Raw genomic sequence first — 20,026 nt, 5'->3', positions numbered from 1 at the left:
GGGGGAAATGGAAATTAAGATTTGGGCCGCGGTGGCGCAGTGGAGGCGCGCACGACGAGCTCAGGGCTAAAGCCTTGGTTGGCCTGTGGGCCTTCCGGTTGTTCGCGAATCAAGCTGAGTAAGCGCCGCGTGGCGTGGCGCGCAATTTCTTCGGTGGCCTGTTTCGCGGTGGTCAGTGCAGGCCAGCTTTGCTTGGAGAACGGGCTGTCTTCAAACCCGGCAATGGATAGGTCGTAGGGCACGTTCAGCCCACCGGAGCGCGCTGCAGCCAGCACGCCCGCGGCGATTTCGTCGTTGCTGCCAAAAATGGCGGTGGGGCGATCCTTCAATTGCAGCAAACGGCGTGCGCCACGAAAGCCGTCGTCGAATGCGTAATCACCTTCTCCGATAAGTTCAGGGTCAAGGGTGATGCCGTAGTCATTCAGTGCGTCGGTATAGCCTTTGTAGCGCTCCCACGACGAGCCGTGCGATTTGCCGCCCCACAAAAAGCCGATGCGCTGGTGGCCGAGTTGGATCAAATGTTCGGTAATGGCGTAGGCCGCGTCGCGGTCATCGACATACACGCAGGCGCCGCCCGCTTGCGGGTCGCTGGAGGCTGAAACAATACGCACCAAACGCACGCCATTAGCCAGCAGGGCATCCACCAGCAACTGGTCTTCCGACATCGGTGGTGCCAGCACGATACCGGCCAGCCGCGCATTGCGCACGAGGGTGACGATTTCAGACACCAGCTGCGGTGAAGACGCATCGCAGGGGTGGATCTGCAGGCCGTAACCGCTTTCCCGGCATACCGACAGCACGCCTTGCTGCAGCGCGATGACGTAATACGGGTTGGGGTTGTCGTACAGCAGGCCCAGCGCATACGACTGCGCGCTGCGTAAGCTGCGCGCCGACGGATCGGGCTGGTAGCCCAGCAGTGCAATGGCGTGGCGCACTTTGTCGCGGGTGTGCGCATGCACGCCGGGTTCGTCGTTGATCACGCGCGAGACGGTTTTTAGCGAAACTTCTGCGCGTGCTGCAACGTCTTTGATAGTAGGTTTGTGCACCGGAACCTCTGCAGGAAGTTAGCGGCCGATGTTATGGCCGCGCGTGGCGAAGAACAGGATGTAGAGATAGCAAGGCACCATCAGCAGCAAGAACACCAGCTGGAAGTTCATGGTTTCTTTGAGGTGCACAAATAGTTGCGGAATGATCGCACCGCCGGAAATGCCCATGATCAACAGCGCCGAGCCCTGCTCGGTGAAGCGGCCAAGGCCTTGGATGGCCAGTGGGAAGATGGCGGGCCACATCATGGCATTGGCAAAACCCAGCGCAGCAACAAAGGCCACCGAGGTCATGCCGTGGGTCACGAACGCGCCAACGGTAAACGCCACGCCAAGGATGGCCGAGATCGCCAGCCAGCGTTCTTGTGAAATAAAGCGCGGAATCAACACGAGGCCCACCAGATAGCCCACCAGCATGGCGCCGAGGGTGAATGAGGTGAAGAACTTGGTTTGATCGAGCGGCAGGTCGAAGCCCGCACCGTAAGTGCCGATCGCGTCACCGGCCATCACTTCCGCGCCGACATAGACAAAGATGCACAGTGCACCCAGCCACACGTGCGGGTATTGGGTGATGCTGGTCTTCTTCGAAATACCGCTGCTGCTTTCCGCGTTGACGTCTTCCGCGCGCAGTTCCGGCAGCGGTGAGAATAGGATGCCCACAGCGAGCAGCGCCAGCAGGCCCGCCATCAACATGTACGGGTCATGGATACGCGCGGCAAATTCGTTGAGCAGTTGCTCTTTGGTGGCGGCGTCGGCGGCGTCCACCTGTGCGGCCAGATCACCCATACCGTGCATGACCACAGCGCCAATTACGATGGGTGCCAGCATGCCCGCGAGTTTGTTGCAAATGCCCATCACCGCGATACGCTGCGCGGCACCTTCGATCGGGCCAAGAATACTGATGTAGGGGTTAGAGGCGGTCTGCAAAATGGCCAAGCCAGCGCCAATGATGAACACGCCGGTGACCGCGCCCGCATAGACACGCCCGGTGGTGTACTGGCCGAACACGACCGCACCAACAGCCATCGCAAACAGGCCAATCGCCATGCCTTTCTTCATACCGGTTTTGCGCAAAATCGAAGAAGACGGAAGGGCTAAGCAGAAGTACGAAATATAGAACGCGAAGGGGATCAGGAACGCCAAGCTGTCGCTGACATTGAACGCAAGTTTGGCGAACTGAATGAGCGGGCCGTTGAGCCAAGTGACGAAGCCAAAAATAAAGAACAGCGCGCCAACAATGGCGATCGCGCCATAGTTAGTGCGAGGAACAGCGGGGCTAGAAACAGTGGACATGGCGCTCGGGACTCCAGACGAATAGTTGGACAATACCAGTTTGTTGCGCTATTGCGGCAGTGCGATTGACGCACAAGACAAGACTTGGTGCAACGATGTCTGCTTTCGCTTGCAGAGATAACGAGGTTTGAACAATTTTCTCTGATAATCAGTAGTTACCTAGCCTAAGGCGGGAAATTGACTGCTGCTGTGCAGCAAAAGTGGCGCGTAAAACAGGCCAAATCAACGGCTGCACAAGATGAGCTGAAACAAAATTTGACAACGATGTCTTGGCTGTGCATTGTCGGCCCGCGGCACAGGGGGTGCGCGCGATGGGGATCGCAGGGGCATGAAGCACGTCGCAGGATGACGATGTGGCGGTTCGATACAACAACGTGAAGTACCGGCGAAGGGTGCAAACCTGCCGCTGCAACAGCCTTGGAGAATCGAGAGATGCACATTCAGAAAACAGTATTGGCGCTGAGTATCGTGGCGGTGCTTGGTGTGGTGGGCAGCGCGCATGCGCAAGAGGCAACGGCCAAGCCAAAAGACCAGAAGGCGACCGAGCTTGATAAGGTCATCGTGAAAGGGATCCGCGGCAGCTTGCAACAGGCGCTTGATGCCAAGCGCGAAGCCAATGCGATTGTGGATGCCATTACCGCCGAAGACGTGGGTAAGTTTCCGGCCACCAACGTGGCCGAGGCGATGACCATCATCCCAGGCGTCACCATCGATAAGGCGTTTGGCCAAGGCGAGAAAGTCTCGATTCTCGGCACCGACCCCGCACTCAACCGCACCTTGCTCAATGGCCAGACCATTGCCTCGGCCGACTGGTTCATTACCGACCAGCCGGGCCGCACGTTCAACTATTCGCTGCTTGCGCCGCAAATTGTGGGCAAGGTGGAAGTGTATAAGTCACCGGAAGCACGCCTTGACGAAGGTTCGGTGGGCGGCACCGTGATTGTCAGTACGCGTAAGCCGCTGGATATGGAAGCCAATTCGGTATCTGGACAGGTGAGCTACCTGTGGAACGATCGTATTCGTAAGAATGACCCGCAGCTTTCACTGATGTATAGCTGGAAGAACCCGGCCAATACCTTCGGTATTTTGGTGGCGGCGCAAAAGTCAGATGAAAATATCCGCCGCGACGGCGTGGAGTCTTACGGCACCGTGTCGGCGCTGGCCTATCGCGACGGCGAAGGCGGTGGCGGCTCGGTGAACAACCTGCCTACCGATTGGTCGGTGCCTGCAAACCCAGACGGCTCGCAGCCCACCAAACCAGCCACCTGCGTGGGCACCTGCGCCACGACACTTGAGAATAACCTCACCGCGCGCGGCCCGAACTCGCTCAGCGCGCATTATTTTGAACAAGAGCGTAAGCGCAATACCTACTCGTTAGCGCTACAGCTGCGTCCTTCGGATAGTTTTGAGGCCGAGCTAAACGCGCTCAAGGTCAAAGCCGGTTACGACAATATCAGCCACTCCATGTTTGCGTTCATGGGTAACGCATGGAATGGCCTGATGAAGATGACCGACGTCACCATCGACGACGGTGTGATCACCAAGGGTACGTTCAAAAATGCATTGGTGGCCTATGACCTCATCAACCGCCGCGCAACGGTAGAAACCGATGCCTACGACCTCAAGCTGCGCTGGTTTGGGCAGAACTGGTTTGCCTCGGCGGAGCTGGGCACCAGTAAGGCTTCGGGTGGTACCGGGCAGCAGGTGTTTGGCGAATTTTTGAACTGGTCTGATTACAGCTATGACATCAGCGGTGCGCCCGGCCAGCCGGGCACGCTGACCTTTAACGGCAGCAACCCGTTCTTGGACCCTTCCGCATTCCAGGTAGATGGTGGCTGGGGCGCAGATCCCAATGTATCAACGTGGAACCCCGGCTGGGGTGGCAATATCGTGTTCAAGCCAACCGGGGATAAAGAGCGCTACGGCCAGTTGGATGCCGGTGTGAATCTCGATGGCGTATTCAACCAAATTCGCTTTGGCTACAAGCAGCGCAGCCATACCACCTCACAGGTAATGGGAGGCGTATCGCTGGCTTCGGTGGCTGGGTTTGGTAATCCTACGGCGGCGCAGTTCGATCCGCGTCCTTTGCCGAACAACTATCTCAGCGGTTTTGGCGGCGTAGGTGATCTCAATAAACGCTTCACCATCGATGGCTGGAAGTTGGCCGATTACATCTTGAGTGGTGACTGGTTGGCGCCTTGGCAAACCATGCCGCAGCCAAGCACGTTCGCCGACCCCTCGTTTGCGGCCAACACCTACACCATCGAAGAGGACGTGAAGGCGGCCTATGTGCAGGCGGATTTTTCTGCCGACAAGCTGCGCGGCAATATCGGTGTGCGCTACGTGCAAACCGAGTCGGATAGCGGTAGCTGGGCGTGTACGGTGAATGTGAGCCCTTGCCCGGCTACAGGCTATGCTTGGGCCAGCGTGAAGAAGAAATACAACGATGTGCTGCCAACGGTGAACCTGATTTATGACCTCACCGATGACGTAGTGTTGCGTGGTTCGGCGGCGAAGGTGATTGCACGCCCGAACTACGGCGATATGTCGAGCTATTTGTGGCTGGGGGATCAAACCCTTACAGGTGGCGGTGGTAACCCGAATCTTGACCCGTACAAATCCACGAATTTCGACTTCTCGGCAGAGTGGTATCTGTCCAAGAATTCGATTCTGGCGGGCTCGGTGTTCTACCGCGACATTGGTAGCTACATCTTGGTAACCACGCGCCCGGAAACGCACTACAATCAAAACCAGAGCAAGGACACCACCTATCAAGTGGCGCGTCCATTCAACGCAGGGTCGGCCACGATCAAAGGCTTCTCGCTGGCCTATCAACAAAGCTTCGATAACGGTTTTGGCTTTATCGGTAACTACACCTATGCCGATGGTGCATCGGATGCAGGGCTACCGCTGCCCTACAACTCGAAGGGGCAGCTCAATATCAGCCCGTTCTTCGAAAACGAGCACTGGACCGCGCGGGTGACCTATTCGTGGCGTGATAAGTACTTCACCAATGTAGATCGCGGTGATTCGCTGTGGACGCGCGCCTACACCTCGGTGGATGCCACGATCGGTTACAAGATCAACGACCATTTCACGGTGAGCTTGGATGGCATGAATTTGACCGATTCGGTGTATCACAGCTACGCCAACAACGAGAAGCTCACGCGTGGTGCGTACCGAACGGGTCGCCGTTATATGGCCACACTGCGCTTCCAGTTCTAAGCGAAGCCACACCTCACCGAGTATTGAGAAAACAACCAAGCCCCGGCAAATACCGGGGCTTGCGTCGTTTTATGCGTCATAAAAAAACGCGTATGCGATCAGACAAAAAGGTGCATCTGGCGAGTCATCAAATATGTCCACTTTTTGTCTTGTGGTGATGCATGCAACAAAATTTTAAGCCGCATAACACCTAGTTCTACGAAAGAAATGGTCGAAATTTATGCTGCGCCGCAAAAATAAAAAAGATGAATAGGGCTATTTTGACAAAAACATGAATACTTCATGACTATTTGTTGACAACGATGTCACGACTGTGCAGAGTTCATCGCTCAAGTGTGAAAGGGGTGCTTGGAATGGGGAATGCAGCAGGGGTTGCGAGCAATGCGGCGACGGCGATCAATGCGCCGTTTGCGGCACATCCTGCGCTGGCCTCCGGAACCTGCTTTATTGCCGCCGACGTCGGCGGCACCAATGCGCGCATCTCGGTGGTACGTGCCGACGCCGATGGCGGTCTGCAGGTGCTGTCTTGGCGCAAGTTCCCCTGCAACGATTACCCGAGCCTCGCCGCGATTTTGGCGGAGTTTGTGCAAGACCATCCAGCGCGTGAAGGCATCGACTGCATGGTGATCGCCAGTGCGGGTGTGCTGCTGGACGATGAGGTCATCAACTCCAATCTGCCCTGGCGGATTTCGCTGGCGAAGCTGCGCGATGAACTGCACCTGCGTGAACTGCATGTGGTCAACGATTTCGCTGCGGCCGCGCACGGCGTTGGCCGTTTGGCGAACACCGATTCGCGTGACCTGACACCGGGTGTTGCCGATAGCGGCTGTGGCCCTGCCTTGGTGATCGGGCCGGGAACCGGGCTGGGTGCAGCCATCTGCATTCCGCGTGGAAAGGACGTAGTCGTGCTGCCCACCGAAGCGGGCATGGCGGCTTTTGCGCCGGGCAATGCGCGGGAAGAATCGCTGCTGGCGTGGCAGCGGCAACAGCAGCCGCAACAGCACGTTTGCACCGAGCAGTTCTTGTCGGGCCCAGGCTTGATGAATATCTACCAAGCGCTTTGTGCGCAGCAGGGTAAAACCGCGCAGCTGCAAACACCTGCCGAGATCACCCAGGCCGCACGTGCCCATGATGCCGTGGCGCTGGATGCGGTGTTGGCGTTTTGCGAGTTGCTTGGCAGCTTCATCGGTGATCTCGCCATGATCGCCAGCGCCAACAAAGTATTTATTGCAGGCGGCATCGTGCCGCAAATCCTAGATTTCATTACGCGCAGTGAGTTCCGTGCGCGCTTGGTGAACAAAGGTGCAATGCGCGCCGTACTGGAACGCGTTTCCGTGCGGCTGGTTGAAAACGAAAAGCTCGGCGTTCTCGGTGCGGCGAGCTGGTATCTGCAACACCTGCGTGAGCAGGACCACCGAGAAAAGGCCGAGCAGAGACGGGCCGCCGTAACAACATGACCCAATAGCGGAAGGCCCGCTGGAGCGCAGGCCCGACGCCACAACAGCCCTGGAGAAACAAGTAATGCAAATTCGCAAGAACATGTTGGCACTGAGTGTCGTGGCCGTGCTGGGTATGGCGGGCAGCGTACACGCGCAAGACCAAGCCCCGGCCCAGCAAAAGGCCGCAACAAAACAAAAAGCCACAGATCTTGATGCGGTGGTGGTCACCGGCATCCGCGGAGCGATGGAAAAATCGCTGGATACCAAGCGCGATGCCGCTTCTCGCGTTGAAGTCGTTACCGCGGAAGACGTGGGCAAGCTGCCGGCGCACAACGTCGCCGATGCGTTGCAGCGCCTGCCCGGCGTCAACATCAGCTCATCCTCGGCTGCGGAAGGTGGCTTCGACGAAGCCGACCGCGTGTCCTTGCGCGGCACCAGCTCCAGTCTGACCCAGACCCTGATCAACGGCCACAGCGTCGGCAGCGCCGACTGGTTCGTGCTTAGCCAGGGCAATAATGTGGGCCGCAGCGTCAGCTACACCCTGCTGCCGTCCGAACTAGTGCGTTCGGTGGAAGTGCATAAGTCATCGGAAGCTCGGTTCCAAGAAGGCGGCACCACCGGCAATATCAATATCATTACCCGTAGGCCTCTGGAGTTTGCCAAGCAGATCACCACCGAAGCCTCGGTCGGTGCGGTGTACTCCGATCAAGCCGGTGAAACCGATCCGCAGTTGGCAGGCTTGTTCAACTATCGCAACGAAGCCAATACCTTCGGTGTGATGGTGCAGGCGTTTAGCCAGCAGCGCCATCTGCGTCGCGACGCGCAGGAAATCGTCGGTGCCTGGCAGAAGTACAATGTCGGTGGAACCAATCCGGGCACCTACGTGCCGGAACTTACCGGTGCAACCCTGTTCCAGCAGGAGCGTGACCGTAAGGGCGGCCTGCTCTCGATGCAGTTCAAGCCCAGCGATAACCTGACCCTTGGTGTTGAGGCCTTCTATTCGAAGTTGAAGGCGAACAACGTCAACAACAACTTCATGATGATCGAATGGAATTTCGCCGGTAATCCGGATCAGTACGAAATCAATAACGGGATCATGACGAGCGTCACCGATTCCGGCACCCCGGGCTACTACGGTGTGTTCGATGAAATCGTGCGCGACTCCAATGCCAAGAGCAAATACTTCACCTTTGATGCCGATTGGGACATCAGCGAAAGCCTGAATGCGAAATTCCAGGTAGGTACCACCAAGGGTGTTGGCGAAACCCCGCGTCAGTACATCGTTGAAGCGGGTGTGGCGGAAGGTACCAACAGCACCGTGAGCTATCAGTACAAAGGCAGCAATTCGCCGATCGATTGGGACATCCAAGGCGATATGAGCCCGGCGTTCTATTTCGGCGCATGGGGTAACGTGGGTATTCGTGCCGAAGACAAGGAAAACTGGGGTAAGGTCGATTTCAGCCAGTATTTCGATAACGGTGTGCTGAACTCGTTCAACTACGGCCTGCGTTATGCCAAGCACAAGCGCAACTCCTCGGCACCCAATGGCGGCCCAATCGACGGTGCTGCTTACTGGGCGGCGTTGCAAAATGTTCCGACCGTGCTGTATCCGTCAGATTTCGCGAGCGGGCTTGGCAACAAAATCCCGCAGGGAATCCAGTACTTTGACGTGGAAGGCCTGAAGAACGCACTGCGCTCCAGCTCGGGTTGGTTCACCGATGGTTCGTACCGCGACTACGGTTCGGAATGGAATGTCGATGAGCGCAGCATCGCTGCTTACTTCCAAGCCAATCTGCAGGGCGAAGGTTGGAGCGGTAATGTGGGCGTGCGCTACGTCAACGTCAACCAAGACATTCTGAACTATGTCCCGACGTCGGCTGCAACGGGTGATGTAACCAATGCAAGCGGCAATAAGTGGAACCGCAACGCGGTTAACAACAAGCACAGCAAGCTGCTGCCCAGCGCAAACTTGAAGTTTGATCTGGCCGATGATCGCGTCTTCCGTTTGGCGGCATCGCAGACCATGACTCTGCCCGACTACTCGGCCATTGGTGCAGCCCTCTGGGGTGATGACCTAACCAAGCACGGTGGCGGTGGTAACCCGGATCTGCGTCCGGTTGTGTCGACCAACTTCGACGCCACCTACGAGTGGTACTTCATGCCGCGCGGCCTGTTCAGCGCAGGTGTGTACACCATGAACCTGAAGGACTATGTGGGCTTCGGTAACACCGTCAAGCAGATGTACAGCGAGATGGATCACAGCCTGCAAGACTATATCGTCAGTGTCCCAACCAATGTGGATGGCGAAGTCCGCGGGTTTGAATTGGCCTATCAACAGCCGCTGGGTGAGTTCTTTGGTTTCGATGCCAACTACACCTATGCAGATGGCAAGGTGAAGAACTTCGTTTGGGCGGATGGTAGCGATAGCCTAGTGGGCACCTCGAAGAACACCTACAACATCGGTGTGTGGTTCGAAAACGAGCGCTTCGGTGCCCGTGTTGGCCTCACCAGCCGTTCGGCGTTCTTGATCGGTCAAGACAAGGGTGTTCCGTTCTATCAGGACGACTTCAGCACCGTGTCGGCTTCGTTGAGCTACAAGTTCAACGATTGGATGAGCGTGAGTTTCGATGCGATGAACCTCAACGACCCCATGCTGACCTACCGTCAAACCAAGGAACTGCCGCGTTCGTTCTACAACAACGGCCGTCAGTACTACCTGAACTTCCGCTTCAAGTTCTAAGTTTCAAGCGTTCAACTGGCGTAACCCTCCCTGGGGGCCCTTCGGGGCCCCATTTTTTTAGGGACAATGGCGCAACCTTGCGCAAAGGAAGACATGATGATTCGACGCTCGCACCTTGCTTTCATCGCCACCGCATTGCCCTTCTGCCTGTTGACGGCGCCGCTGCACGCGGACACCGCCACGCAGGAGCCTATCGCCATTCAACCCAAGCTGATTCCGCAGCCACTTAATATGCGGCAGGCCGAAGGTGGGTTTACCGTAACGGCGAGCACACGGGTACTGGCGGGCGATGGCGAGAAGGTGCGCCGCGTGGGTGCGCAGTTCAAGGCGATGTTGCCAAGCACGTTGCCGCTTGCGTTGGATTTAAGTAAGGCCGGGCGCGCCGCTGGTACAATTACTTTCTCGCTGGACTCAGCCGCAAAATGGCCGAACGCAGACGCGTATCGCCTCGATATCGATCGAGGCGGCGTACGCGTGCAGGCGGGTACTGAAAAAGGGTTGTATTACGGGGCAGTCACGCTTGCGCAGCTGCTGACCTCTGGTGACGTGGGCGCTACCAATGTGCGTTTGCCCGCGCTGCAGATTGACGATGCACCGCGCTTTGGTTGGCGCGGCTTTATGCTGGATTCGGCGCGGCATTTTCAGTCGGTCGATGAGATCAAACGCCTGCTCGACGCGATGGCTCAGCTCAAGCTTGACGTCTTCCATTGGCATTTGACCGATGACCAAGGCTGGCGCTTTCCGGTGCCAGGTTGGCCAAAACTCATCGAGGTAGGAAGTTGCCGTATTCCTGCAGGCGACGGCGGTGTTGATGCGGACACGGGCAAACCCGTGCCGTACTGCGGCTTCTATACCGAAGCACAAATTCGCGACGTGGTGGCCTATGCCGCTGCGCGTCATATTGAGATCGTTCCGGAAGTGGATGTGCCCGGCCACGCCACTGCGGCCATCGCCGCCTACCCGCAGCTGGGTGTTTCCGGCCAGCCGATTGCGGTCTCGCCCGAGTGGGGCGTCAATGTCAATCTGTTTAATGCCGATGAAAGCACGATGCGCTTTCTGGAAGATGTGTTTGGCCAGGTGGTCAAACTCTTCCCCGGCCGCTATGTGCATGTTGGGGGCGATGAAGCGGTCAAAGACCAGTGGAAGGCTTCGGCCAAAATGCAGGCGCGTATCCGCGAGCTGGGCGTGAATGGCGAAGAAGGCTTGCAGGCGTGGATGCTGGCACGGCTGGAGAAATATCTATCTGCGCACGGCAAACGCTTGCTGGGCTGGGATGAAATTTTGGCGGGTCAGTTGCCGCCTGCTGCAACGGTGATGAGCTGGCGCGGCATTGAAGGCGGGATCGATGCCGCTAAACAGGGCCATGACGTGGTGATGGCTCCATCAGACACCTTGTATTTTGATTATCTGCAGACCGCATCTGCGGATGAAATCCCAGGCCGGCCGACCATGATCCCACTGCAGCGCGTGTACGATTTTGAGCCGGTGCCGAAGGTACTGGATGCGCAGCAGGCCAAGCATATCCTCGGCGTGCAGGCCAATGTCTGGACCGAGCATATGCGTAGCTTTGCACGCGTGCAGCATGCCTTCTTCCCGCGTATCGCGGCGGTGGCCGAGACGGCTTGGTCGCCGCAGAGTGCGCGCAGCTACACCAGTTTCTTGCAGCGCCTTCCGGCGATGCTGCCGCGCTGGCAGCAGCAGGGCATTGCCTATGCGCAGACGCCATTCCAGCCGCAGTTCGACGCGCAGCTAGGCAACGCTGGCGCAGTGGTGACGCTGCGTGAGCCATTAGGCTACACGGTGCGTTACACCACCGACGGCAGCGCACCTACGGCGCATTCGCCGTTGTATTACGCGCCACTTGCGGTGACGCTGCCGGTCAACGTGCAGGCGCAGGCCTATTTCAACGAAATACCTCTCGCCGCGCCGGTGCAGAAGCAATTGACCGCCGCGTCCCTGCTAACGCGACGCAGTGATGCACTCGGACAATGCCCAGATGGCGGACGCTTGGTGTTGCGCTTAGAGGATGATGGCCCGCGCGAAGGCGTTCGTGAACTCTTTAACGTGGACATCTTCAACCCATGCTGGCAATGGACACAGGCACCGCTGAATAACACCGCCAGCATTGAAGTGCGTGCAGGTCGCCTACCCTACTTCTTCCAGCTGGCACACGACGAACCCAACCGCAAATTCAAGCCAGCCAAAACCGCACACGGCGAACTGGAACTGCATGCAGGCTGCGATGGCCCCGTGCTGGCCAGCCTCCCGCTGCCCGCGCAGCCAGATGCCGATGGCTTTATCACTTTGCGCGCCCCCATTACCGCCACCGCAGCCAAGGCCGATCTGTGCATTTGGTTCACCGGCGATACCCGGCCAACGATCTGGACCGTGGACCGCGTGACCCTGATTCCAAATACAGAAAAAACCCCATAACGCCACTGGGATTCCACATTGCCAAGCGCTGGGTTAGGCTTGGCAATTGCGGGTAGGCGCAGGGGAGTGGAATGGGCTGGTCTGAGCTGCAGATAATGGTGGTCGAAGATCACGGCTTTCAGCGTCGGATTGCCCTGCGTTTACTTGCGGATTTGGGGATAGAGCGTATTCATGAAGCGGCCGATGGGCTGCCTGCGCTGGATTTTTTGCGCAACCGCGATGAGCCGCTCGACATCGTGCTAATGGATCTGGACATGCCCGGCATGGACGGGATCGAGTGCATTGGCCATATCGCCCAAGAACGCCTTGCGCGTGCGGTGGCCGTGGTCAGTGCGCTTGATGGGGCGCTGCTCAATACGGTGCAAACAATGACCCGTGCCTATGGGCTGCGGATGTTGGGAAGTGTGGAAAAACCACTTACCCGCGACAAGCTGGAATACATCCTAGGCCGCTTTAACGACAACGGCAGCGAAGCATTAGACGAAGGCGAAGCCAATTTCACAACAGAAGAGTTGGTGCAAGCACTGGCGCAAGGTGAAATCGTGCCCTGGTTTCAACCGCAGGTGGAGTTTGCCAACGGCCAGGTCGTTAGCGTTGAAGCGCTGGCGCGCTGGGAGCGTCGGGATGGCAGCGTGGTGCGCCCGCTCCTGTTTGTGCCCGCACTCGAAAAAGAAGGGCTCGCCGTTGATTTGGCTATTCGGATGCTGGATGCCAGCTGTCAGTGGTTGGCACGGTGGGCGCACGATGGCCTTGAGTTGAAAGTGGCCGTGAATGTGTCGCCAGCAGCTTTGGTAAGCCCCGATGTGGCCGATCGCTATCAGGCCATTGTTGAAAGCTACGGGTTAAAGCCGGAACACGTTATTTTAGAAATTACCGAAAGTTCGGTCATGCTGGACGCGGCGCGTGGGCTGGGCCTGTTGGCGCGGCTGCGGCTCAAAGGGTTTGGTTTATCGATTGATGATTTCGGTACGGGCTATTCGTCGCTTTCGCAGCTCTCGCGGATCCCGTTTACCGAGCTCAAAGTAGACCAAGAATTTGTCGGTGGCGCCCATCGCAACAAGCGTAAGCAGGCGGTGGTTGAGGCCAGCTTAGATTTGGCGAAAAAGCTGCGGCTGCAAACCGTGGCCGAAGGGGTTGAAACGGAAGAAGACTGGCAATTGCTTGCCGAGTTGGGCTGCGATATCGCACAGGGCTGGTTGATCGGTCGCCCGGTGCCGGGCAGTGAATTGGTGGCGGCTGTCGCGCGCTGGCGCAGGCCGGTACACTAAGTCGGTATGCAGTTCGATCCTTTTCGCCACGGCCTTCGCTACCAACTGCTTGGGCTCTTCGGCCTAATTTTGCTGGCGGGTGTGCTGCTACTGGGGGTTGAGCAGGTTGAGCAATACACGGCCAGCCGTGCACTAGAAAGTATGCGTAGCGATGCGCTTGCCGGGGTACGCCATACCCGGCGTCTGGCCGATGCGTATGGACGCGACATTACCAATGCGGCTTATCGCACACGCAACGAGATGATCGGTGAGCAGCAGGCCGGTAGCGAAATTGACGATGCGCAAGCCGTGATCCTGAAAGAATGGACTGTGTTGCAGCAGTTGTTACAAGACGACGAAGAACGCGTTTTGCTGGAGCAGGCGCTGCTAGCGCGCCCGCGCGCGGATGAGGTCACGGTCAGCCTGCGCGAAGTGCTGCGTAGGCGCGATTTTCCTGCACTCAACCAGCTCGCCGATCACGAGCTACACGATGCGCTAGACCCTCTGCTGCAGCGGCTATCCAAAATTGAAGTACTTGAACTCACACGCGCCGACACTTTAGCGAAAGACAGCCTACAGCAGTTGGCTTGGGTCGGCTGGTTGCGGTTGGCGCTGGCGCTCCTGTGTTTGCTGCTGATCATTAGCGTGGGCTGGCGCATTTTGTATAACGCTTTTCGCGGTGTTGAAAGTTTGGCATGGCTTGCGCAGCGGCACGCCAATCGCGACTTCAAAGTGCAGCCGCGCTACGTTCCTAAAGGCGAGCTGGGCGAGATTCAGCAAAGCATTTTGGCGATGCGTGAGCACATTCGTAAGATCGAAGAAAAGCTCAGTGACCAGCTGATCAATAATGAAAAAGTGCATCTTGCACTGGAACGCCGCGAACAGTTCCAGCGGCTGCTGCTTGAAGCGGCGCAAACTGCGATCTTTGCGGTGGGTGATGACGGTGTATTCACCCAGATCAATCCCTTTGCCGAACAGCTACTCGGCTGGCCCGCAGGCTCGCTACTGGGGCGGAAAAAGCTCGATGCCATTTTGGATCACGAATCGGTTAAAACGCTGTCGCGCTCGCTGAGCGAAGCCTATGGGCGGCCAGTCGAGGCGGACTGGACGACCTTGCGTGAGCTGGCAAGGCATCATGAGCCGCCGCGTGAATTTGCCCTGCGTCACCAGCGTGGGCGCACCCTGCCGGTGCTGCTGGCGCTCTCGGCCATGCGCGATGACAACGGTTCGATGGTGGGGCTGTTGGCGGTGGCTACCGACCTCACCCAAATCAAACGCTTGGAACGCGCGCTGCGCGATAGTGAAGCGCGTGCGCGTGATGCCAACCGCGCGAAAAGTGCCTTCCTCGCGGCGATGAGCCATGAAATCCGCACCCCGATGATCGGCGTCACCGGCATGATCGAAGTGCTGGCACATACCGAACTTGATCCCGAGCAGCGGCGTTCATTGGGGGTGGTACAGGCCTCGGCGGAAACACTGCTGCGTATCATTGGCGATATTTTGGACTTCTCCAAAATTGAAGCCGGGAAAATGGAAATTGAGCCGGTACCGATCGCGTTGGCCGAACTCATTCACAGCGTCACCGCAAATTTCTCCGGCTCGGCGTCAAGCAAAGGCTTGGTGCTGAGCAGTGACATCGATCCACAGCTGGCCCCGGCGTATCTGGCCGACCCCGTGCGGCTGCGCCAGGTGATCGGTAATTTCCTGTCGAACGCGATCAAATTCACCGAGCGTGGCGGTGTAACGGTAGCGGCCAAAGTGGTCTCCAGTGACCCTAACAGCGGTGAGCTCGGCAGCGATCAGCTGCTGCTGCAAGTGATCGACACCGGGATTGGCATCAGCGCGCAGGCGCAGGCGCGGTTGTTCCAACCGTTTGCACAGGCGGAAGCCGATACCACGCGGCGCTTTGGCGGTACCGGGCTGGGGCTGGCCATTAGTCGCCGCATCGCCGAGCTAATGGGCGGTAGTGTGGAGATGGAATCCGAACCGGGGCGCGGCACCAGCATGCAGCTGAAAGTCACGCTACCGCGCGCGAACCCAAACGATGTGCAAGACGCTCTGCAGTCGCTGCAGCAGGTGAAAGGCTTTGCCCCGCGCAGCCTGCCTGCAGATATTACGGAAGCCGAGCGCGATCGCAGCCTCGTGTTGCTGGTAGACGATCACGCCACCAATCGACAGGTGATCCAGCGCCAGCTTGCGCTAGCGGGCTATTTGTCGGAAGTGGCCGAGGATGGCGAAGAAGGCCTGCAGGCGTGGCGCAGCGGGCGCTATGCGCTGGTGCTCACCGACGTGCATATGCCACGCCGAGATGGTTACCAGCTTGCGCAGGCCATTCGTGATGAAGAGCGTGGGGGCGGATTGCCGCGTACCCCGGTGGTTGCCTTGACCGCTGCCGCGCTGAAGGGCGAGGCCGAGAAATGCTTGGCAGCGGGAATGGACGATTATCTCGCCAAACCGGTAGGTATTCCCGCGCTAGGCGCCTGTCTGCAGCGCTGGCTGCCGCATACCGCGGGTGATAGCAGCGTTAGTGCGTCGCAGCAGATGCGGCTGCAGGCGGCGAACAACACCAAGCAGATGCAGCAGCCCGAGCAAGCGACAGTGCCGGTGCTATCGCACGAGATGCTGCTTGAGGTGGCGGGCGACGATCTAGACAGCATGGCCTCGGTGCTCGATGATTATCTGCACTGCACCAGCGAAGACTTGGATGAGCTAGATCACCTGCTGCTAAGCGAAAGTCTGCAAGATTTGGTCAGCCAAGCGCACCGGATCAAAGGGGCGGCCAAGCTGGTGGGTGCGATGCAGCTGGCGGCAACAGCGGCCGACCTAGAAGCCGCTGCGCGGCGTAACGAGCTGCCACTGCTGCCGCTATTAACCGGGCGGCTGCACGCGGATTTTGAGCGGCTAAACCAACACTTAGGTAAATCGACCGACGGTTAATCGGCAGAACCTGCTGCGGTTCGGGTGCTGCGCGTGTACTCTTTGTGGATCGTTCAAGGAGAGATGCTCATGCGCGAATTGATTCTGCTACGCCACGCCCACGCTGAGTCACCCGTTCGTGGCCAAGACGATGCGCAGCGCCCGTTGTCTGCAACGGGGCAAGAAGAAGCGCAGACCGCCGGGGGCTGGTTGCGTGAGCATCAGCTGCTACCCGATCGCGTACTGTGCTCACCGGCGGCGCGTACCCAGCAAACGCTCACAGCGCTGGGAGACCTTCACTGCAGCGATGTGCGTGAAGAGGCGAATATTTACGACGCAAGCCCCGGCACGCTGGTAGCGCTGCTGGACGCGCATAAAGATGCGAAGCGGTTGATGCTGGTGGGCCACAATCCGGGCCTAGAGCAGCTAGTAGCGCTGCTGCATAGTGGCCAGTCGGGCAGTTATCGCGGTATGCCGCCCGCTTCGATCGCTGTGCTGACGTTTGATGAGCAGGCCGCGATCGAGCCAGGTGTTGCCCAGCTCGCGCATTTCTGGTGGCCATGAGGCGATGGCGCGGCGGTTTTGTGCGCTGTGGTTAAGCGCAGCGCTGGCGCTTGTTCTAGGCGGCTGTGCCACGCTGTCTTCACCGCAACGTGAGGCCGCCGCGGCCGTTGCTCACGCGGCGCGTAGTGCCGAAGTCGATTGCCAGCGCATGGATGCCTGCGCGCTGGTGTCGCCACTGCGTGAGATGGCCAGCACGGCGTGGAAGGCTTCCAAACCCAATGCGCCCCAGCACAAAGTGCTGATCTTGGATGATGCGCCTGATGCGCTGCTGGCCCGCATCCACTTAATTCGCAGCGCGCAAAAAAGCATTGACCTGCAAACCTATATTTTTGACGAAGACGATGCGGCGCAGCTAGTACTTGATGAGTTGCAAGCGGCTGCGTTTCGCGGTGTCAAAATCCGTATTTTGATTGATCAACTCGCCGCACTGCGCAAAGTAGAAACACTGGCGGCGCTAACCGCGTTGCACGTCAATTTAGAACTGCGTGTGTACAACCCGGTATTCGATCGTGCGCGGTTTTCCGCCCCTATGTACGCGGTGGCGGCGTTGTGCTGTTTGCGCAAACTCAATCGTCGCATGCACAACAAGGTGCTGGTCGTTGACGGGCTTGTTGGGATTACCGGTGGGCGCAATTATCAAGACGATTATTACGACTGGGGCGAAAGCTTTAATTTTCGCGACCGTGACCTGCTATTGGCAGGCCCTGTCGTTGCGGAAATGGAGGCTAACTTCAATACCTTCTGGGCATCGCATCGCAGTGTTCCCGCCGAGCGTCTTGGGGATGTGGCGCGCTTTCTACATGACAACGGCCCGCCGCCTGCGCCGCATCACCCGTATCGCAAGCCCGAGCGTGTGCGCGCACTCCTCGCAGACGTGGACAATGCTGAAGTCTTGAACGCGCATTTCATCGCACCGGCGCTCTCAGTTGGGCGTGTGCATTACGTGGCTGATTTGCCAATCAAACACCGCAGTGACGGCGACACTCAGCGCGACGATAGCCTGCCGCTTGGTTTTACCAGCCGCCAGCTGATGCAGCTCATTCGCGATGCCGATCAAGAAGTGCTGCTCCAGACGCCCTATCTCGTGCTTTCCGAGTCTGCGCAGCAGCTGTTTCGTGAGCTGCACCAGCAGGCCGATGCACCGCGTGTGCGGATTTCCACCAATAGCCTAGCCGCGACCGATGCGTTTATCACCTACGCCATGTCGTATAAATACAAACGCCGCTATCTGCGTGATTTCGGTTTCGAAATTCATGAGTTCAAACCGTTTCCTGCGGATGCGCCATTTGAACTAGGTGCGACGGGGGCCAATTTGCCGCAGCCTGCGCCACCGCCCGCTGCGTCTGCAGTACCGGGAGCTACGCACAGCCGGCGCGAACGTCAGCTCGCTAAACGCCGGTTGAGTGAAGACCCGGTGAGCGAGGCGGGGCGACCTTCGCCGTTTGCGTCGTCGGGGGGGCTGCCGGTGCGCTTGAAAAGTGCCGGAATGCGCATGGGGTTGCACGCAAAATCAATGGTGATCGACGACCGTATTGGCGTGGTAGGTAGCCATAATTTTGACCCACGCGGTGACGAGCTCAATACCGAAGGTGCGGTGGTGATCGAAGATGCTAACTTCGCCCAGCATTTGGCAGCGAGCATCCTGCGCGACATGGCCCCCGGCAACGCGTGGACGATCGCGCGGCGTGAAGGAACGCCCTATCTATCGGGGGTTGAGTTCAACCTTGCAAAACTGTCGGAAAAGACGCCGATATTCGACCTGTGGCCGATTAAATACGCCACCAGTTACGACTATGTAGAAGGACCAGATTGCCCACCTACCACGCAGCCGCAGTCGCCGTTTGCCAGTGATTTCCGCCGCTGCAACCAACCAGTGGGTGACTTTCCAGAAGTGGATATTGGGCTTAAGTGGCTGGGTGTGCGGCTGTTTACCGGCTTTGGCGCAGGGCTGGCCCCCATTCTGTAGCCCTATGCCGTTTGGTCATTGACGCGCCGGGGTGCGCGGCCTAGGCTGAAGGTCTCTCATTAACGTGCAATGGATGTCGTTATGTCGCTTACTTTGAACTTTGAACTTAACGATCACGATCTTGCGCATTTTCAAGCTGCGGCCGAGCGTTCGCGGAAAGCTGCAGAAGGGAAAAGCAGTGAGGAAGTGATCGCCGCTGCCACCGCGCTGTTGGATCGTGCGCACAACATCGCGATGCCAGATTTCATCAAAGCGCGTTTGCTACGCTTGGACGATATGATCGCCATGCTGCGCGATGAGGCTTGGGCGTTGGCCGACGCCGACAAGCAACACGTGGTGTCTGCACTCACCTACTTCTCTGATCCGGGCGACATCATTCCAGACGACGTGCCGGTGCTCGGCTTCCTTGACGATGCGGTGATGATCGAGCTGTCGATGCGCGATTTGGCGCATGAGCTCGACGCCTACGACGACTTTTGCGACTACCGCGCACGTGAAGCGAAAAAACGCGGAATCGACCCTGCCACCTTGGGGCGTACGGAATGGCTCGACGGGCGTCGTGAAGAGCTGATGGAACGTATGCACACCCGCCGCGATCGTGAGCAGGGCTTTGGCTACGGCTATGGCCGCAGCAGCGGCTACGGCCTGCGCGGCAGTGGTTCCTATGTGCGCACATGGCGCCCCAGCTCGTTCAAGGTCAGCTGAGGCGCGCGTGGAACACAAGCCGTTTGCATGGCCGCAAGGCGTCACCGTAGCTGATCTCAATGCCCGCTCACGCAATACCTTGATGGAGGCATTAGGGATTGTGTTTACCGAATTGGGCGATGGCTATTTGCGCGCCACGATGCCGGTAGAGGCCCGCACCCACCAGCCCTACGGCCTGCTCCACGGCGGCGCCTCGGTGGCCTTGGCGGAAACCCTCGGCAGCAGTGCGGGCGCGCTGATGGCAGGTGGGAGCGCCGTGGTGGGGCTAGAAATCAACGCCAACCACCTGCGTGCGGTGCGCAGTGGCGTGGTGACAGGGACAACGCGGCCGGTGCATATCGGCCGCAGCACGCAAGTTTGGGCCATCGAAATTGAAGATGACACCGGGCGGCCGGTCTGCACCAGCCGAATTACGCTAGCAGTGTTACCGCAGCCGCCCGCCTCTGGCGGATAAT

The 20,026-nt window shown here is 58.5% G+C and carries 12 protein-coding genes; 10 read left to right on the top strand and 2 right to left on the bottom strand.

Annotated elements, in window-relative coordinates; all coding sequences use genetic code 11:
• Positions 1-14: 14 nt before the first annotated feature.
• Positions 15-1,046 (bottom strand): LacI family DNA-binding transcriptional regulator, encoded by a 1,032-nt coding sequence (locus KUL77_RS03280; RefSeq protein WP_297143583.1) that lies wholly within the window; start codon positions 1,044-1,046, stop codon positions 15-17.
• Between the two features lie 18 nt (positions 1,047-1,064).
• Positions 1,065-2,336 (bottom strand): sugar MFS transporter, encoded by a 1,272-nt coding sequence (locus KUL77_RS03275; RefSeq protein ID WP_297143581.1) that lies wholly within the window; start codon positions 2,334-2,336, stop codon positions 1,065-1,067.
• 432 nt (positions 2,337-2,768) lie between these two features.
• On the opposite strand from KUL77_RS03275, the gene KUL77_RS03270 reads away from it, so the two are divergent.
• The 10 genes from KUL77_RS03270 (at position 2,769) to KUL77_RS03225 (ending at position 20,025) form a co-directional block, all read left to right on the top strand.
• A complete protein-coding gene (locus tag KUL77_RS03270; RefSeq protein WP_297143578.1) occupies positions 2,769-5,561 on the top strand; it encodes a TonB-dependent receptor in 2,793 nt (930 codons plus the stop codon).
• 353 nt (positions 5,562-5,914) lie between these two features.
• Positions 5,915-7,018 (top strand): glucokinase, encoded by a 1,104-nt coding sequence (locus KUL77_RS03265; RefSeq protein ID WP_297143575.1) that lies wholly within the window; start codon positions 5,915-5,917, stop codon positions 7,016-7,018.
• Positions 7,019-7,082: 64 nt separating this feature from the next.
• Positions 7,083-9,740 (top strand): TonB-dependent receptor, encoded by a 2,658-nt coding sequence (locus KUL77_RS03260; protein WP_297143572.1) that lies wholly within the window; start codon positions 7,083-7,085, stop codon positions 9,738-9,740.
• 93 nt (positions 9,741-9,833) lie between these two features.
• Positions 9,834-12,173, top strand: a complete 2,340-nt coding sequence (locus KUL77_RS03255) for a family 20 glycosylhydrolase (RefSeq protein ID WP_297143568.1) — start codon at positions 9,834-9,836, stop codon at positions 12,171-12,173.
• 71 nt (positions 12,174-12,244) lie between these two features.
• Entirely contained in the window at positions 12,245-13,441 is a 1,197-nt protein-coding gene (locus KUL77_RS03250) for an EAL domain-containing response regulator (protein WP_297143565.1), read from the top strand.
• A gap of 6 nt (positions 13,442-13,447) precedes the next feature.
• Positions 13,448-16,357: an ATP-binding protein gene (locus tag KUL77_RS03245; RefSeq protein ID WP_297143562.1), complete on the top strand. Its 2,910-nt coding sequence runs from the start codon at positions 13,448-13,450 to the stop codon at positions 16,355-16,357.
• A gap of 69 nt (positions 16,358-16,426) precedes the next feature.
• Entirely contained in the window at positions 16,427-16,900 is a 474-nt protein-coding gene (locus KUL77_RS03240; protein WP_297143559.1) for a histidine phosphatase family protein, read from the top strand.
• 4 nt (positions 16,901-16,904) lie between these two features.
• The gene (locus KUL77_RS03235; RefSeq protein WP_297143610.1) at positions 16,905-18,866 is read left to right on the top strand and encodes a phospholipase D family protein; all 1,962 of its coding nucleotides are present in this window, start codon (positions 16,905-16,907) and stop codon (positions 18,864-18,866) included.
• An 81-nt stretch (positions 18,867-18,947) separates the two neighbouring features.
• Positions 18,948-19,571, top strand: a complete 624-nt coding sequence (locus tag KUL77_RS03230; RefSeq protein WP_297143556.1) for a YkvA family protein — start codon at positions 18,948-18,950, stop codon at positions 19,569-19,571.
• An 82-nt stretch (positions 19,572-19,653) separates the two neighbouring features.
• Positions 19,654-20,025 carry a hotdog fold thioesterase gene (locus KUL77_RS03225; protein WP_297143608.1) on the top strand — a complete coding sequence of 124 codons (372 nt, stop codon included), beginning with the start codon at positions 19,654-19,656 and terminating at the stop codon, positions 20,023-20,025.
• Position 20,026 lies beyond the last annotated feature (1 nt).

This window comes from Thermomonas sp. (assembly GCF_019104945.1).
Taxonomy (GTDB): domain Bacteria; phylum Pseudomonadota; class Gammaproteobacteria; order Xanthomonadales; family Xanthomonadaceae; genus Thermomonas.
This window is presented reverse-complemented; position numbering and strand designations above follow the sequence as displayed.

What these genes read in the sequence shown, in the direction of transcription:
- KUL77_RS03250 (WP_297143565.1), top strand. Translation starts at nt 12,245, where the DNA reads ATGGGCTGGTCTGAGCTGCAGATAATGGTGGTCGAAGATCACGGCTTT.
- KUL77_RS03245 (WP_297143562.1), top strand. Translation starts at nt 13,448, where the DNA reads ATGCAGTTCGATCCTTTTCGCCACGGCCTTCGCTACCAACTGCTTGGG.
- KUL77_RS03265 (WP_297143575.1), top strand. Translation starts at nt 5,915, where the DNA reads ATGGGGAATGCAGCAGGGGTTGCGAGCAATGCGGCGACGGCGATCAAT.
- KUL77_RS03275 (WP_297143581.1), bottom strand. Translation starts at nt 2,336, where the DNA reads ATGTCCACTGTTTCTAGCCCCGCTGTTCCTCGCACTAACTATGGCGCG.
- KUL77_RS03225 (WP_297143608.1), top strand. Translation starts at nt 19,654, where the DNA reads ATGGAGGCATTAGGGATTGTGTTTACCGAATTGGGCGATGGCTATTTG.
- KUL77_RS03240 (WP_297143559.1), top strand. Translation starts at nt 16,427, where the DNA reads ATGCGCGAATTGATTCTGCTACGCCACGCCCACGCTGAGTCACCCGTT.
- KUL77_RS03235 (WP_297143610.1), top strand. Translation starts at nt 16,905, where the DNA reads ATGGCGCGGCGGTTTTGTGCGCTGTGGTTAAGCGCAGCGCTGGCGCTT.
- KUL77_RS03270 (WP_297143578.1), top strand. Translation starts at nt 2,769, where the DNA reads ATGCACATTCAGAAAACAGTATTGGCGCTGAGTATCGTGGCGGTGCTT.
- KUL77_RS03230 (WP_297143556.1), top strand. Translation starts at nt 18,948, where the DNA reads ATGTCGCTTACTTTGAACTTTGAACTTAACGATCACGATCTTGCGCAT.
- KUL77_RS03260 (WP_297143572.1), top strand. Translation starts at nt 7,083, where the DNA reads ATGCAAATTCGCAAGAACATGTTGGCACTGAGTGTCGTGGCCGTGCTG.
- KUL77_RS03255 (WP_297143568.1), top strand. Translation starts at nt 9,834, where the DNA reads ATGATGATTCGACGCTCGCACCTTGCTTTCATCGCCACCGCATTGCCC.